Annotated in this window: 12 protein-coding genes, 1 tRNA gene and 1 pseudogene; 5 read left to right on the forward strand and 9 right to left on the reverse strand. The window is 55.8% G+C overall.

The features are described 5' to 3' along the window. Nucleotides 1-49 precede the first annotated feature (49 nt). The 4 genes from CPJ18_RS22655 to CPJ18_RS22670 all read right to left on the reverse strand — a co-directional run bounded on the left by CPJ18_RS22655 (nt 50) and on the right by CPJ18_RS22670 (nt 4449). The gene (locus CPJ18_RS22655) at nt 50-1240 is read right to left on the reverse strand and encodes a (R)-mandelonitrile lyase (protein ID WP_077120140.1); all 1191 of its coding nucleotides are present in this window, start codon (nt 1238-1240) and stop codon (nt 50-52) included. A 78-nt stretch (nt 1241-1318) separates the two neighbouring features. Then, nucleotides 1319-2065, reverse strand: a complete 747-nt coding sequence (locus CPJ18_RS22660; RefSeq protein ID WP_077107373.1) for an SDR family oxidoreductase — start codon at nt 2063-2065, stop codon at nt 1319-1321. Between the two features lie 85 nt (nt 2066-2150). Then, nucleotides 2151-3254 carry an alpha/beta hydrolase gene (locus tag CPJ18_RS22665; protein ID WP_077107378.1) on the reverse strand — a complete coding sequence of 368 codons (1104 nt, stop codon included), beginning with the start codon at nt 3252-3254 and terminating at the stop codon, nt 2151-2153. 73 nt (nt 3255-3327) lie between these two features. Next, nucleotides 3328-4449: an MFS transporter gene (locus CPJ18_RS22670; protein WP_103660097.1), complete on the reverse strand. Its 1122-nt coding sequence runs from the start codon at nt 4447-4449 to the stop codon at nt 3328-3330. A gap of 211 nt (nt 4450-4660) precedes the next feature. Here CPJ18_RS22670 and CPJ18_RS22675 point away from each other — a divergent pair, with 211 nt between their 5' ends. Then, the gene (locus tag CPJ18_RS22675) at nt 4661-5548 is read left to right on the forward strand and encodes a LysR family transcriptional regulator (RefSeq protein WP_103660098.1); all 888 of its coding nucleotides are present in this window, start codon (nt 4661-4663) and stop codon (nt 5546-5548) included. Between the two features lie 47 nt (nt 5549-5595). On the opposite strand, the gene CPJ18_RS22680 is transcribed toward CPJ18_RS22675, so the two are convergent. Next, entirely contained in the window at nt 5596-6921 is a 1326-nt protein-coding gene (locus CPJ18_RS22680) for an adenylate/guanylate cyclase domain-containing protein (protein WP_103660088.1), read from the reverse strand. Between the two features lie 313 nt (nt 6922-7234). On the opposite strand from CPJ18_RS22680, the gene paoA reads away from it, so the two are divergent. The 4 genes from paoA (at nt 7235) to CPJ18_RS22700 (ending at nt 11997) form a co-directional block, all read left to right on the forward strand. Further along, the gene (gene paoA / locus CPJ18_RS22685; protein ID WP_077107381.1) at nt 7235-7870 is read left to right on the forward strand and encodes an aldehyde dehydrogenase iron-sulfur subunit PaoA; all 636 of its coding nucleotides are present in this window, start codon (nt 7235-7237) and stop codon (nt 7868-7870) included. Further along, complete coding sequence (locus tag CPJ18_RS22690) at nt 7867-8817, forward strand: FAD binding domain-containing protein (protein ID WP_103660089.1); 951 nt, start codon at nt 7867-7869, stop codon at nt 8815-8817. The genes paoA and CPJ18_RS22690 overlap by 4 nt, the downstream gene beginning before the upstream one ends. 2 nt (nt 8818-8819) lie before the next feature. Continuing rightward, nucleotides 8820-11015, forward strand: a complete 2196-nt coding sequence (paoC, locus tag CPJ18_RS22695; protein WP_103660090.1) for an aldehyde oxidoreductase molybdenum-binding subunit PaoC — start codon at nt 8820-8822, stop codon at nt 11013-11015. Between the two features lie 91 nt (nt 11016-11106). Beyond that, on the forward strand, nt 11107-11997 hold the full coding sequence (locus CPJ18_RS22700; protein ID WP_245445464.1) for an XdhC family protein: 891 nt from the start codon (nt 11107-11109) through the stop codon (nt 11995-11997). Nucleotides 11998-12088: 91 nt separating this feature from the next. On the opposite strand, the gene CPJ18_RS22705 is transcribed toward CPJ18_RS22700, so the two are convergent. The 4 genes and pseudogenes from CPJ18_RS22705 to CPJ18_RS22720 all read right to left on the reverse strand — a co-directional run bounded on the left by CPJ18_RS22705 (nt 12089) and on the right by CPJ18_RS22720 (nt 14691). Then, nucleotides 12089-12664 (reverse strand): DUF6538 domain-containing protein, encoded by a 576-nt coding sequence (locus CPJ18_RS22705; protein ID WP_244554308.1) that lies wholly within the window; start codon nt 12662-12664, stop codon nt 12089-12091. 157 nt (nt 12665-12821) lie between these two features. Next, nucleotides 12822-12895: transfer RNA gene (locus tag CPJ18_RS22710), tRNA-Gln, on the reverse strand. Nucleotides 12896-13072: 177 nt separating this feature from the next. Then, nucleotides 13073-13966 (reverse strand): dihydrodipicolinate synthase family protein, encoded by an 894-nt coding sequence (locus tag CPJ18_RS22715; protein ID WP_103660091.1) that lies wholly within the window; start codon nt 13964-13966, stop codon nt 13073-13075. Next, nucleotides 13942-14691 (reverse strand): annotated as a pseudogene (locus CPJ18_RS22720) (GntR family transcriptional regulator). The gene CPJ18_RS22715 and the pseudogene CPJ18_RS22720 overlap by 25 nt, the downstream one beginning before the upstream one ends. Nucleotides 14692-15297 lie beyond the last annotated feature (606 nt).

Genomic DNA, 15297 nt, shown 5'->3' on the forward strand with positions numbered 1-15297 from the left:
GCATCGAATGCGCGGAGTGGTCACCCACCCCGCCGTCGATAGTTTGGTTCTACTCCGTGGCACCCATGCCGTAGTCCTTGTCAGATACCTTCTCCATCCAGGTGACAGCGCTTCCGTCAAGCGCTTCGGCAACCGCGAAATGGCTCATCGGCTCACTAGGTGAGGCCCCATGCCAATGCCGGATCAGCGGTGGTATCCAGACAACGTCTCCTGGGCCGACTTGCTGAATTGGCTCACCTTCCTTCTGCACCCAGCCGCGCCCGCTCACGATGAACAGGGTTTGCCCGAGAGGATGTGTATGCCATGCCGTACGCGCACCAGCCGAGAAGGACACCGTGGCCCCGCCGATTCGCGCAGGGGCGTCGGCTTGATAACGGCCCGAGATGTGGACGTTGCCCGTGAAATACTCAGCAGGAGCTGGCGCGGCACCGGCGCCTGCGGGAGTGATCGTGATGTTTGCCTGTGGAGCGCTCACTTGAATTCCTTTCCTGTTTTCAAAAACCTGTTTGAGGACAGGTACCGCGGACATGGCTCTGGGCCAGCCAGAGTAGAATGCAACATGTGTGAGTACTTCGGAAGCTTCCGGCGGCGTCAAGCCGTTATCCATCGCGCGGTTGGCATGGAACGGCAATTGCTCCGGCTGGCCAACAGCGACCAGGGCGGTCATCGTCACGAGGCTCCGGTCTCGCGCTGAAAGATCTGGTCGCTGCCACAAGTCTCCGAACAGCACACGGTTGGTAAGGTCTGCTAGTGACATCGCTGTCGGGGCAACTGCGGCATCGACCGTCGCCTTTCGAGCGGCTTCGGCTGCGACTTCTAATTCGATGCGTGTCGCTTTGCTGTTGTCCAAAGGTGCGATCTGGCGCTCATCGAAGACCTTCTTCGTTTCTGTGACGGCAGACATTGCATTCGGCCACCCTGAGTAAAATGCGAGATGCGTGATGAGTTCACCGATCTCGCCTGGCTTCACGTCGTTATCTAAAGCACGGCTCACATGAGCAGCGATCTGCTCGGTTTTACCGGTAGACACAATCGCCGAAAGGGTAACCAGGCTGCGGTCGCGAGGCGCAAGTTCGGTTCGCTCCCAAACCTCACCGAACAGTACGTCATCCGTGAAATGGCCAAGCCCCGGTGCGACCGTGTAGACGGCTGGAGGAGCAACCCTTCTTCGCTCTTCCTGGGCTTCCACTCCTGTTGCGGCGAGAGCCGAGATGGCAATGCTTGCGGCAATGTTTTTCATCTGGGTATCCTTCAATTACTGTCATGAACTTCGGGGCCGTCGTGACTGCGGCCCTTAGGACGGTTTGCGGCTCAAGGTTTAAAGTTCCTGAGCTGTGGGACGGAAAAGGATCTCATTGATCGCAACATCCTCGGGCTCGTTGATCGCGAAGGCGACCATCCGGGCGAAGGTTTCGGCTGGCACGCCGACTTGGCCGACATAGTCCTGGTTCGCTTTCTGCACATCTTTCTCAGTGATATGTTCGAGGAGTTCCGTTTTGACAGCGCCCGGAGATATGATCGTGGTGCGGATGTTGTACGGAGCCATTTCCTGCCTTAGTCCCTCGGACACCGCCCGCACGGCGAACTTGGTCGCTGAATACACAGCCGAGCCGCCGAAAAGCTTGTGGCCTGCAACGGAGGACACGTTTATGATGTGGCCGGATTTCTGGGCTGTCATGTGCGGTAGTGCTGCGGCAATGCCGTAGAGAACACCTTTGAGATTGACGTCGATCATCTGGTCCCACTCATCAACCCTCAACCTCTCCAGCGGAGAGAGTGGCATGATGCCCGCATTATTGATGAGCACGTCGATCCGTCCGTAGATTTCCACGCCAGTGTCCACCAGCGTCCGCAGGTCATCTTGCCTCGTCACATCAGTCGTGACAGAAGTCGCCTTGCCACCAGCATCGATGATTTCGGCGGCAAGTGTATCGATGCGGTCGGCACGACGCGCACCGAGGACAACATTTGCGCCCTTGGCGGCAAGGAGACGGGCGGCTGCCGCTCCCATCCCGCTTGATGCTCCGGTGATGACTATGGTTTTGGCGGCGATGTTGTCAGTCATTCCAGGTCTCCTTTCGAGAGGCAGATACGGGGCAGTGGCAGCGGCGAACCCCGCTACAAATAGCCACTTCCTGCGATGGATTTGCCTACGCCAGATGCTGATCGAAAAAGCCTTTCAGCTTGTCGAACGGGATGAGGTCGACACGGTCATATAGATCGACGTGGCCGGCTCCCTTGACCCAGACCAGTTCCTTTGGCTCGGACGCCCGGTTGTAAGCATCCTTGCTGAATTCCTTCGAATGGGCTTGGTCTCCGGAAATGAACAGCATCGGGCGCGAGATCGTCTCGATGTCGTTGAACGGATAGAAATTCATGAATTTGACGCTGCTGCTCAGGGTCGGCTTGGTCGTCGTCTCCCTTGCCACGCCTTCAGGCGTGAATTCACCGCGAGGCGTCCGGTAAAAGTCATAGAACTCACGCTGGATTGGATCCGTATCAGCCGTCAGTTCCAGTGTGGTGCCACCGATGTACTGGATATTGGAGCCATCTGCCTCGGCCCAGCGCTGTTCTGCGGCAGTAGCGATGAACTGCTTACGCTGCTCGACTGTTTGCGATTTGTTCAATGCATCTCGAAAAGCAGCGCCCATATCGTACATGCTGACGGTCGCGACCGCCTTGATGCGAGGATCGATCTTGGCCGCACTGATAACGAAGCTTCCACTGCCGCAGACACCGATGGCGCCGATATTGGTGCGATCAACGAAGGCATGCGAGCCAAGGAAATCGACGCCGGCGCTGAAGGCTTCGGCATAGGCTTCCGGAGAAACCAGATTGCGCGATTGTCCTTCGCTTTCGCCCCAGAAAGGCAGATCGATGGACATCGCGACAAACCCCTGTTCGGCCATCTTGGTGGCGTAAAGATTCGCGCTCTGTTCCTTGACCGCACCCATTGGGTGGCCCACAATGATCGCCGGGTTCTTCGACGCCTGGTCGAGGTTCTTGGGTAGGAAAAGATTGCCGGCGACATTTGTCTGATACTGGGTTTTGAATGTGACCTTCTGCAGGGTCACCTTATCACTGGTGTAGAAATTGGAGGCGCCGTTGGACATGTCTTGAGCCTTTGCAATTGTTGCGTCGAAAATGGACATCGCCCCGAGGGCAGCGACGCCAGCGCTTGTCATCTTGAGTAGGCTGCGGCGGTCGATGGCGGTTTTCTGCGTTCTCGTGTCGTCTTGATCTTGATTGATCATTTGCTTGTGTCCTTGAATGGTGATGAGCTGGATTTCACTTGGGTGCATTGCTTGGAATGACCGCCGTGACGGTTTAGGGGCGTGTCGAGAAACGCGATGCGGCGATGGAGAGCAGGAACGAACCAACAAGCAGCCCTGCTGCGAAGAGGAAAGCGGTCGACCAGCCGTAGCCATCAAACAGCACGCCGCCGATCGAAGCGCCCAGCGTGATGGCAAGCTGGATGGTTGCGACTTGCAGCCCGCCGCCTGCCTCCGCATCGTCAGGCATGGTGCGGCTGAGCCAGGTACCCCAGCCGACGGGAGCGGCCGTGCTGAACAGGCCCCAGCCGATGAGAAGAATGGCCGTCAGGACGGGAGACGATCCGAACGTGATCAGTCCCACGGCAAGGATCGCCATGATGAGAGGGATCGTGCCCAGAATGAGGAAGAGGTGTTTGTGCAGCAGTTGGCTGACGATCGTGGTACCGGCGACGCCTGCCGCACCCATCAAAAGAAGCAGGAGCGAGAGCGTCGATATCGAGACCGCGGTGACGGTTTCGAGAAATGGGCGCAGATATGTAAACAGGGCGAATTGACCCATGAACAGCAGCATGATCGCGACCATGCCAATGGCAACCTGAGGCCGGGCGAGCAGTCTGAAGACATTCGACGAACCCTCGTGGCGGCGGGGTGGAAGCGACGGCAGGCTGATCCACTGCCAAACCAGGGCGACCAGCGCCAGAGGGACGACGGCAAAGAATGCGCCGCGCCAGCCTATATAGCTCCCGAGTAGGCTTCCAAGGGGTGCGGAGACGGTGGCTGCAATGGCGTTGCCTGCGTTCAGCATGGCAAGGCCCTTGGGAACGGACTCGTCCGGTACCAGCCGCATGACGATCGAGGTCGACATAGACCAGAAGCCGCCAATGGCGACACCGAGCATGGCGCGCCCGGCCATCAGTACGATATAGTTTGGCGCAAATGTCACGATCGTTCCCGAAAGCACCAGCATCAGCGAGAACGTGGCAAGAACCAGACGCCTGTCCAACCGCCGCACTAGGCCTGCGACGAAAATGCTGGTCAGGACAGCAAAGACGCCGGAGATCGAGATGGCCTGGCCGGCACGACCTTCCGTCACACCCAGTTCGGTTGCAATCGGTGAAAGGAGGCTTACCGGCATGAATTCGGAAGCAATCAAGACGGCCACGCACAAGGCCATTGAGAAGACAGCGCCCCAGGCAGCCTTATGCCCGTGCTTGGTCTGCGCCGCCGGAATCCCAGTGTCTTGGTCACCGTCGTTGAATTCGGATGATATGAAAGCTTGATGTGTCATGGCGGCAATATATGCCGCGCCCAGTTCGAAGATTAGTCATTGCAATTCGCTTGGACTTATCGATCTATGACATCAATAAATGATGGCGGAGGCGACCATGAAACGGGAAGATCTTAATGACATGCTGTGGTTTCTGGCAGTCGCAGAGGAGCGAAGCTTTACCAAAGCGGCGGCGAAACTTGGCACCTCGCAATCCACCATCAGCCACACAATCAAAAAACTTGAAGCTCGGATGGGGCTTCGCCTTCTGACGCGGACAACGCGCAATGTAGCTCCAACGGAAGCCGGTGAGAGATTGATTAGATCACTGGCACCGCGAATCCAGGAAATCGAAACCGAGATCGACGCGCTCATGGAAATCAGGGACAAACCATCCGGTTCGGTCAGAATAACACTCTCCGATCACGCGCTTGAAAGCGTCGTTTGGCCTAAACTGCGATCCATGCTGCACGAATTTCCCGATATCAAGGTTGAGCTGAACAGTGATAATGGGTTTCGGAATATCGTTGAAGAGAAGTTCGATGCAGGCGTCCGCTTGGGTGAAAGCCTGGACAAGGACATGATCGCTGTTCGCATCGGCCCAGACTGGCGGTTGGTCGCAGTCGCGTCTCCCCAGTATCTGGAGATCCGGACAACGCCCTCGACGCCGCAAGAACTGGTGGGTCACGATTGCATCAATCACCGGCAATCGCGAGCGGGTGGGCTTTATGCATGGGAGTTCGAAAAGGACGGCAGAGAAGTCCGGGTTCGTGTGGAGGGGCAACTGACGTTCAACTCGTCATACGCGATGATTGATGCAGCAGTTGCCGGATATGGCATTGCCTATGTGCCGGAAAGTCTCGTTGAAAAAGAGCGGGCATCGGGGCAATTGATACAGATCCTCGATGACTGGTGTCCCATGTTTACGGGCTACTATCTGTTTTATCCAAGCAGACGGCAAAACTCGCCCGCTTTCAAGGTCGTCGTCGATGCATTGAAGGCTTGACGTTTCCACTTGCACTGGACACCCCGTAAGACAACGCGCCGTGCAGGCTACCCCAAAACGCCATCGGAGAATGTGAAGACTTCGACCGGTGAAAGCAGGTTGCGGATCGGATGGACCCCAAGGCTCGTCAGGGCGAGATCATGACCTGCCTGACGCGCTGTTGTTTCACAAACCAGGCAGTCAGTTTTTGTCTGTTTGCTCAACTCCTGGAGCCTCTGCGCCAGATTGACCGCGTCGCCGTACACCGTGTAGGTTTGGCGATCGTCAGCACCCAGTGTTCCGGCTGCAACAAGTCCGGTGGCAACTCCAATCCTCACACCGATAGAAATCCCATCGAACTGCCGATTCTGCGTTGCCTTCAAAATGTCCCCAGATGCGGCGAGTGCGCGCTTGGCATGGTCTGAAACGGGAAGTGGTGCATTGAACGATATCAGCACCGCATCACCGATATAATTCACCACGACTCCACCATTTTGGTCGGCGATATCAGTGACAGCACTGAAGAAAGCGTTCAGAAAACGGACGAGCCTCAAAGGCGGCAAACCCTCGGAAAGGCTGGTAAAACCCTTAATGTCGACGAAGAGAAGCGTTGCCAGCCTGGTCTGGTGAGCCAGATGTCCTTCATCGAGGAGCTCGCGAAGGACTGGGGCCGGAACATACCGGCCAAAGATTTTTTGAACGCGCCGCTCACTCGCTCTGGCCTCGGCGTGATCGCTCACAACCCGTCGTGCTCTGTGAACCGCCAGCGCCGCAATGGCGGTGACCAGAAGGATGATCAGCATTTCCTGAACCCGTGATGCCAGACCAAGAAAATCTGGGTTGAGCACGGTCTTGAGATAAACATCCCGCGTTGGGGAAATGGGAAGGTTGGCATAGGTGATAACCTGCGCCATGCCGGACATGATCCACCATGTTGCAAAGAGAAGTCCGCCTGCTGCCCAGGTTCCTGTCCACAGAACAAGCGGGGGTGAAAGCGTAAGAACGGCGGCGGCAACAACGAGATAGTAGTGCTGCACCGAGCTTGTCAGGAAGACGAGGTTCTGGGGTATATCGCCGCCGCTGCTCAAGGGTACGAATGCGAGCAAGACGGTCACAGATGATGTATCGAAGGCGAAGAGCGCAAATCTGGCAGGCTTCTCGTAGCGCGTGCGGATCGCCGCAAGCGACGTCAGGCCTGCGAGGGCAATGAACGTTGTTATGCCGAAAATTCCCAGATTGATGGGGTAATAGTAACTGAGCAAGAAGCTGATCGCGAGCGCCATAACGGCCACGGTGCGGCCTAACACGGCGAACCTGAAGCCTGCACGCTCGGCCTTTCGCAGCGCATTAGCGGTCGTTTCGGCAAAGTCGAGTGCGGGGCGTTTTTCAACCATCTTATTCCAATCGTCCAGTCCTGTCGCAAACCAAGGCGGCGAACAAGCTGGGATAGGACAGGATCGGTTTTCAAGCTTGTCGAACCGTAGTCCACCATACGTCAATCGATCATTCGGGATTAGCCGGAGAATGCCGCATGGACTTATGGATTTCCAACATCAATGGAGTGCTCTTCGAGTCGAGGTATTTATGTCGAGACACGATAAGTACAAGCGACTGAACGCCCCTAATCATTTTCGAATGCACCGTTACTTTGCAGTGTGGCGTGGTTCATCCGCGCTCGACAAAACCGAAAACGAAGCGGAGCCGGATATGCAAAGCCCCATTCAACTTGAGATATCGCGTCGAAACCTGCTCATATCCTCAGCCGCAACAGTTGCAGTGACCGGTGTGGCCGGGGACGCGATTGCACAGTCGCCACCTGAGGAAGGAAAACTGACATCTAAGGTTTCCCTGACCGTCAATGGTGAGAGCATGACACTCGACGTTGACAACCGCACGACTTTGCTCGATGCGCTGCGCGAGCACCTTCATCTTACGGGAACCAAGAAAGGATGCGACCACGGGCAATGCGGTGCCTGTACCGTGATGGTAGACGGCCGCCGCATTAACGCCTGCCTCACGCTGACGGTGATGCACGAAGGTGACAACGTGGTCACGATCGAGGGACTTGGAACGCCGGGCGAGCTGCATCCCATGCAGGCAGCCTTCGTCAAGCACGACGGTTTCCAGTGCGGGTACTGTACCCCCGGCCAAATCTGTTCCTCCATAGCATTGCTGGAGGAGTTCAAGGCCAACCTTCCAAGCCACGTCACGATCGATCTGACCGCACAGGCGAGCATCACGCCTGAAGAAATTCGCGAGCGCATGAGTGGTAACATCTGTCGGTGCGGCGCCTATTCCAACATCGTTGAGGCCATTGCCGAAGCTGCGGGGATAAAAGCATGAAAGCCTTTACATACGAGCGCGCCAAATCCATCGACACCGCCGTCAAGGCCGCGGTCTCAAATCCAGACTCCAAGTTCATCGCAGGTGGTACGAACTTGCTCGATCTGATGAAGCTTGAGATCGAGGCGCCAACGCATCTAATCGACGTCAACGGTCTCGGCCTCGACAAGATCGAAGCCACGACTGAAGGCGGCCTGCGCATCGGTGCGCTGGTACGCAACACCGAGCTTGCTGCGCACGAAACGGTCCGTCGAGATTACGGAGTTCTGTCACGGGCTCTTCTGGCCGGGGCATCAGGACAACTACGCAACAAGGCAACCACTGCCGGCAATCTGCTACAACGCACCCGCTGTCCATATTTTTACGATACCAACCAGCCATGCAACAAGCGCCAGCCGGGCAGCGGTTGTTCAGCCATGGGCAGTTTTAGTCGCCTCCATGCCATCGTTGGCACCAGTGACACCTGCATTGCGACCCATCCAAGCGACATGGCAATCGCCATGCGTGTTCTCGACGCGGTCGTGGAAACCGTCAAGCCGGATGGCAGTCAAAATGTCATACCCATCGCTGAACTCCACCGACTACCGGACGAAACGCCGCATATAGAAACCAGTCTCGAATGGGGCGAATTCATCACCGCCGTCATCCTTCCCAAGCCGCTTGGTGGACAACATATCTACCGGAAGGTCCGCGACCGAGCATCATACGCTTTTGCCATCATTTCGATTGGCGCCGTTATCCAGCCAGACGGTAACGGGCGTGTTGCGGTTGGGGGCGTTGCCCACAAGCCATGGCGCATCGAAGAAGCAGATGCTCAGTTGCCAAAGGGGGCTGCGCCAACATCGGCTGTGCTTTTTGCGGATGCAAAACCAACCGAACATAATCGGTTCAAGATCAAATTGGTCGAACGCGCTCTGAGTGCCGTCATTGCCCAAACAAGGAGCTGAACATGCAGTTCGATAAACCAGCAGGCACAAACCCGATTGATAGATTGAAGATTGTGGGCCAGCCAATTCTTCGTATTGACGGGCAACTCAAATCGACCGGTCAAGCCATCTACGCATATGAATGGCACGATCCAAACACTCGATACGCATACGGCTATCCTGTCGGTTCAGCGATAGCCAAGGGTTCGATCAAATCCATAGATACGAGCATGGCCCAAAAGGCGCCGGGTGTCATCGCAGTGGTGACTGCCCTTGATGTCGGTGAGCGGACTAAGGGTAAGTTCAACACGGTGAGGCTCTTTGGCGGTCGTCAGATTCAGCATTATCATCAGGCGATCGCGGTCGTCGTAGCCGAGACGTTTGAGCAGGCGCGCGCGGCGGCGGCTCTCGTTAAGGTCGATTACAGCGAGGAGCAGGGGAGCTTCGAGCTAGGCAAGGCCATGGATGCAGCGACGAAACCCGAAACAGGTGATCCCGATTCCAGTGCCGGCGACTTCGACGCTGCTTTCAAGGCGGCCGCTGTGACCTGCGAAGAGACCTACACCACGCCTGATCAGTCCCACGCCATGATGGAGCCGCATGCATCCATCGCTGCGTGGGATGGCGAAGATCTGTCACTTTGGACATCGAGCCAGATGATCGACTGGTGGCGCTCCGACCTTGCGACGACGCTCGATATCGACAAAGAGAGGATCCACCTGATGTCGCCATTCATTGGTGGAGGTTTTGGCGGCAAGCTGTTCCTGCGCGCAGATGCGGTACTCGCAGCCTTTGGTGCAAAGGCTGCCAGACGGCCGGTCAAGGTTGCATTGCCGCGCCCGTTCGTCATCAACAACACGACCCATCGTCCGGCTACTATTCAGCGCGTCCGCATTGGTGCACAGAGCGATGGACGAATAACAGCCATCGGGCATGAGAGCTGGTCTGGTGATCAGGCTGGCGGGCAGCTAGAGGCGGCCGTGCTTCAGACACGGCTGCTTTATGCCGGCGAAAATCGCATGACCGCGATGCGGTTGGCAACGCTTGATCTGCCAGAGGGCAATGCCATGCGAGCGCCAGGTGAAGCGCCGGGTCTTATGGCTCTTGAGGTTGCGATCGATGAGATGGCGGAAAAGCTCGGCATCGATCCGATCGAGTTCAGGATCATCAACGACACGCAGGTCGATCCGGAAAATCCCGAGCGGCCCTTTTCCCATCGCGATCTTGTCGGCTGTCTCAAGCTTGGTGCCGAGCGGTTCGGCTGGGATAGACGGCGAGCATCTGGATCAAGGCGTGAAGGCAATTGGCTGATTGGTATGGGTGTTGCCGCTGCCTTTCGCAACAATATGGTACTGCCATCCGGTGCAAGAGTCCGCCTCGACAATGAGGGCATTGTGACGGTTGAGACCGACATGACAGACATTGGAACCGGCAGTTACACCATCATTGCGCAGACTGCAGCCGAGATGATGGGCGTCACCATCGACAAAGTGGGTGTGCAACTGGGCGACTCCCGCTTTCCCGTGTCGGCTGGTTCTGGTGGGCAGTTTGGTGCCAACTCTTCGACGTCTGGTGTCTACGCCGCATGCGCGAAGCTGCGCGACGCCATCGTTCAGAAGCTCGGCTTGAACGCTGAAGACTTGGTCTTCGAAAATGGTCAGATTCGGTCAGGGAGCCGGTCGGTGTCGCTTGCCGAGGCTGCTGGCCCCGAGGGCCTTGTGGCAGAGGATACGATGCAGTGGGGCAACCTTACCGAGACGCATCAGCAATCGACATTTGGCGCGCATTTCGTAGAAGTCGGCGTGGATGTCGCTACTGGCGAGACCAGGATCCGCCGTATGCTGGCGGTCTGTGCTGCCGGACGAATCCTCAATCCGGTCACTGCCCGCAGCCAAGTCATCGGTGCGATGACCATGGGCGTGGGCGGAGCGCTGTCGGAGGAGCTTGCAGTTAATACGCGCCGCGGCTTCTTCGTCAACCATGACCTTGCCGGTTACGAAGTCGCTGTTCACGCCGATGTACCTCACCAGGAGGTGATCTTTATGGACGAGACCGATCCGATGTCCTCGCCGATGAAGGCGAAGGGTATCGGCGAACTCGGCCTGTGTGGCGTCTCGGCGGCGATTGCAAACGCCATCTATAATGCAAGCGGCGTCAGGGTTCGCCATTATCCGATCACGCTCGACAAGCTGCTCGATGGCCTTCCGGATGTCGCGTAACGCATCTTACGGCAGGTCTCGAGGGCCTGCCGTCTTCCCTGAAGGGGATTTTTTCGTGGTCGATGTTTTCAAGAAATCGCTACCAACCCCCATGAGGGCGATGTTGAGTGACGATCCTCGCGACATTCTTCGGTTCGCCGTTAATGCTTACCGAGAAGGACGAGTTGCGCTTGCCATACTCGTTGACATTCGAGGGGGAGCAGCTCGCGCGCTTGGATCGCAAGTGGTGGTAGCCGCAGATGGTCGTTTCTCCGGTTATGTGTCAGGCGGGTGTGTTGAAGCGGCAGTTGCCGCCGAAGCCCTTTTAGCCATGGAGACGCGATCTGACCGCATGGTGTCCTTCGGCGACGGTTCCCCATTCCTCGATATCGTGCTGCCGTGCGGTGGTGGCATCACGGTCGCCATTCATGTGCTGCGATCGGTCGATATTATCGAGTATGTGCTTCAAAGCCTGGCGCAGCGCAAATCTGCGGGATTGAAATACGAGCCCGAACGACAGGCGCTGACATCCATTGAGCCGCCTGAACGTGCAGGAGTGAAAGACGGGAATGTCTATCTTGTCTATCGGCCAGTCACTCGCGTCATTGCTTCTGGGCAAAAGAGCGAAACGCAAAGCGTACAAAAAATCGCAGTCGCTTCAGGCTATGAGGTGCTTCTATGTCAGCAAAATGAGCACACGGCTGAGTTGGGTCAACACATAGATGCTTACACTGCATTTATACTCCTTCATCACGACCTTGATCAAGAAACGAAAGTTCTTGATATCGCCTTGAGATCTTCCGCTTTTTACATCGGCGCTTTGGGCAGCTTTAATACACACCGCCGGCGCATCGAACGACTTTCCGAGTTCGGCTACACTGCTTGTGAGATTGACCGCATCAATGCGCCGATTGGAATTTTCGGGCCAGCCCGAGATTCAGCGACACTCGGACTTTCTGTGCTAGCTGACGTCGCGAAGAAGCGTTCACAGAGATATCCATGAGATTTTCGGAATGTAGTCAATCGCGCCTGATGTAAGGTCTTCCAAATGGCGATGAACTCGTGGTCAAGTAGATCTCTGGTGGTCTTGCGTTTCATTGACTGGTTAACAGTGCGCCTTCTTTTGATATCCTTGCAAAGCAGAGACCCTCCTGAAAACCGCGTGAGGTCGCCTCCTGACAAAGTTCGAGATAGTTCGAGCGGATTGAAAAGAAATGGGAAGCGGGGAACCCTTGTTTTCGAAGATAGGTGTGGCCGGGGCAATCGGCCTCCAGTGTCAGGCGATGGCGAATCCCGAACATCTCAAGAAGACGATAGGCCCAGCCATTTTCGAGATCCATTTCCAGCTCTGCGATATCGGCCGGACGGCCATAGCGTCGTGCGACCATCGAGACGTCGTCCAGATGCTCGAGCATCTTGTCACGTTCGTGTTCGCAAAGCTTTTGGAGCTGCGCCTTTGACATGGGGTCCTTCTGTTTCAACTTAAGTTCGGCCATCAGCACGTTGAGCTTGCGACCAATGACTTGAGCTTTCTTATGATCAGAACAGTGAAGGCTTAATGAAAGTCGGCTGCCTGGCGGGCATTGCCGAAACGCGTTTGGAACACGCGCACGCCAATAAAAGATATTGCCGCGGCGGATGAGATTCTCGACGTCGTGGCGGACCGCCATGAAGTTCTACCCTTGCCTGCCACTTCAAATGCCGGCGCGCATATTGCGCGTGGGCATCACCTGTGGGCTACAGTTCTGGGCATCAGGTCGCCAATGATGCCAAAACGATATCCGACACGACTGGAAAATCAAGGGATTAAGGGTATTTGGGGAGAATTGGCTGGGGAACCTGGATTCGAACCAAGATTAACGGAGTCAGAGTCCGTCGTTCTACCGTTGAACTATTCCCCAACGCTGTCGAAGTGGTCTGAACCGCTTCGCTGAGGCGTCATATAAATGATTTGTCTCGCTATGCAAGACGAAAAATGCGTTGTGATTGACAATATTGAAATCGGTTGGGATTTCTTTGCGCACCACCACACGAGATGTGGTGATGCACAAAGGTTTTAATCAATGAACGGCTGAGGCCTAACTTTTTACGCGCTCTACGATTTCTCTCAGTTCAGCACGTTCAGCATCGTTGAGTGCTTCTACGCCTGGAATGCGTACCGGGCCGACATCGGTGCCAAGCATTTTGATGGCTTCCTTGACGACGGTGACGTTTGCGCCATTGAAATATTTCGTCCGCATGGCTTCAAAACCGGCAATCCCGTCTATCAGGTTGCGAGCCGCTTCGTAGTTGCCAGCTTCCAGTGCCTGGTAAATGGCGTGCGAGCGCTCTGGAAAAACATTGACGAGACCGGAGGTAAATCCGCGCGCACCCATGGCAAAAAACGCTGGTGCCCAGCCCTCGGCAAGGCCGCAGACCCAAATTGTTGGCGTGTCTTTCGTGGCTCGAATAACTTCTGCCAGTAACATCAGGTTGCTGGACGCGAATTTGATCCCTGCAATATTCTGATGCAATGCCAGTTGCTGGAAGTCGCTGACGGAAAAGCTGTCGCTACGCACATAGGCTATGACGGGAACGGTTGCGGCGTCCGCGAGATTCAAAAAGTATTTTGCCTGATAGCTTGGCCCAGCAAAGGGGTCCATCGGGTGATGTCCCATGATAGCGTCTGCGCCTTCGGCCACGGCATCTCTGGCCAAAGCCTTTGCTTCTGTCAACGAACGACCAACGGCTGCGCTGACCAGAGACTTTCCAGCCGCAGCCTTGACCGCCGTGCGGTGTACGAGGCGAACCTCTTCCAAAGTCAGAGTGAAGAATTCTCCCGTGTTGCCAGCCGCCATCAGATTATGGACGCCTGCCTCGGCGAGACCCTTGATAAGGGTCGAAAGCTTTGAGGCATCGACAGCACCATCAGACGTGTAGGGCGTGACCGGCACTCCCGATATCCCCGTCAGCGCGCTGCGAACCTTTTCCATTGATGAATCCATCGTATTTCCTCCCGTTTATTGAAGACCGTACTCAAATAGATATTTCCTGAACCTATCACATGGTCGCGCATGGCTCTCTCTGCCTCGTCGCTTTTGCCAGCGATGATTGCTGCGGCGATGTCTATATGTTCCGCCAGCGCTTTTTGCTCGCTCCGAGGGGTCCAGATGAATGACCCGGCGAATGCTGGCGTCGTAGAACCGCTGCCTCTCAATCATCCGGGCCAGATACCGCAATCGGACGCTGCATGGATTTGATCGTGAAACATCTCATTGAGTGTAACCAGGTCATCGGCCGCGGCATTGGAGCTGGCAATTCGCGTCTGATTGACGGTTTTCTCCAAGGCCTCGACCGCATCGGTCTTTAGCCGTTTCCCCGCTAAACGTGCGATCATGGATTCAAGTGCTGCGCGGGCTAATATTGTCTCCTCAGCCCAATTTGCGTTAAAACGAATAATAACGCGACGCCGGGATAGAGTTTCAACCAGTCCCTCTGCTTCAAGCTGAAGAAGCGCTTCCTTGATAGGGGCCGTGCTGACACCAAGTTGCTCTGCCAGTTGCCGTTCGTTCACACGTTCATCAGCTGCAAAACGACCTGACAAGATGGCCGTTCGCAGTGCTCGATAGACGTGGTCTCTCAGCGTCGCCAAAAGCTGCGGATCAAGCCGTTCGATACGATCGTCCGACACCGACAACGGGACTTGCGTTGATAACATGAATATACCCCAAACATTGAAATCTGCTATATCAGATTTCAATGCACGACTGACCTGTCACGATGTCAGATCAACAGATGAGGCGGCTTTGGGGTAGTCGACCTGCTCTCTTAGGCAATCAACTCCTATCTTGTGAAACCGTGGACGATTGGTACGTTCCGGGACGGTAGGGGAGGGCACTCCATCTTGGCAACCTCACGAGGTGTACAACCCTTTCCAGAGTTTTGCGCCGCGACCGGGCCTGTCAGATGGTTAGGACTCGTACAGATTGGTCTCTTTAGATTGGGAATGAAGGTACCAAGGCTAGATTTTGAGAGAGCCACGGGTTTCCGCATTGCATCAGATGGCCCGTTTGGAAATTTGGGAACCAACAGACTGCAATCCTGTGTGTTTTTGGTGTGCCTTGTTTGTTCGTCCACGCTTCTTATGGCTCGTCAAAACCACTTTCAGTCCAAGAAGCCAAAATACCGCAATTGAATCAGCCAGTTACCGTTTTTCTGATTTTTCTTCTTTTGGTGCTGTTGACTATCTCAGTGGGTGTCCTCTATAAGTCCGCTCACTGACGAGGGCGGCGGCGCTGCTAGCGACGATGTCCTTCGTTCTGGA

Source organism: Agrobacterium rosae, from assembly GCF_002915175.1.
In the GTDB taxonomy this organism is placed as follows: domain Bacteria; phylum Pseudomonadota; class Alphaproteobacteria; order Rhizobiales; family Rhizobiaceae; genus Agrobacterium; species Agrobacterium rosae.

Excerpts from the sequence above, each read along its gene's own strand:
- paoC (WP_103660090.1), top strand. The coding sequence starts at position 8,820 with ATGCAGTTCGATAAACCAGCAGGCACAAACCCGATTGATAGATTGAAG.
- CPJ18_RS22715 (WP_103660091.1), bottom strand. The coding sequence starts at position 13,966 with ATGGAAAAGGTTCGCAGCGCGCTGACGGGGATATCGGGAGTGCCGGTC.
- CPJ18_RS22655 (WP_077120140.1), bottom strand. The coding sequence starts at position 1,240 with ATGAAAAACATTGCCGCAAGCATTGCCATCTCGGCTCTCGCCGCAACA.
- CPJ18_RS22700 (WP_245445464.1), top strand. The coding sequence starts at position 11,107 with ATGAGGGCGATGTTGAGTGACGATCCTCGCGACATTCTTCGGTTCGCC.
- CPJ18_RS22680 (WP_103660088.1), bottom strand. The coding sequence starts at position 6,921 with ATGGTTGAAAAACGCCCCGCACTCGACTTTGCCGAAACGACCGCTAAT.
- paoA (WP_077107381.1), top strand. The coding sequence starts at position 7,235 with ATGCAAAGCCCCATTCAACTTGAGATATCGCGTCGAAACCTGCTCATA.
- CPJ18_RS22690 (WP_103660089.1), top strand. The coding sequence starts at position 7,867 with ATGAAAGCCTTTACATACGAGCGCGCCAAATCCATCGACACCGCCGTC.
- CPJ18_RS22670 (WP_103660097.1), bottom strand. The coding sequence starts at position 4,449 with ATGGCCTTGTGCGTGGCCGTCTTGATTGCTTCCGAATTCATGCCGGTA.
- CPJ18_RS22705 (WP_244554308.1), bottom strand. The coding sequence starts at position 12,664 with ATGGCGGTCCGCCACGACGTCGAGAATCTCATCCGCCGCGGCAATATC.
- CPJ18_RS22675 (WP_103660098.1), top strand. The coding sequence starts at position 4,661 with ATGAAACGGGAAGATCTTAATGACATGCTGTGGTTTCTGGCAGTCGCA.
- CPJ18_RS22660 (WP_077107373.1), bottom strand. The coding sequence starts at position 2,065 with ATGACTGACAACATCGCCGCCAAAACCATAGTCATCACCGGAGCATCA.
- CPJ18_RS22665 (WP_077107378.1), bottom strand. The coding sequence starts at position 3,254 with ATGATCAATCAAGATCAAGACGACACGAGAACGCAGAAAACCGCCATC.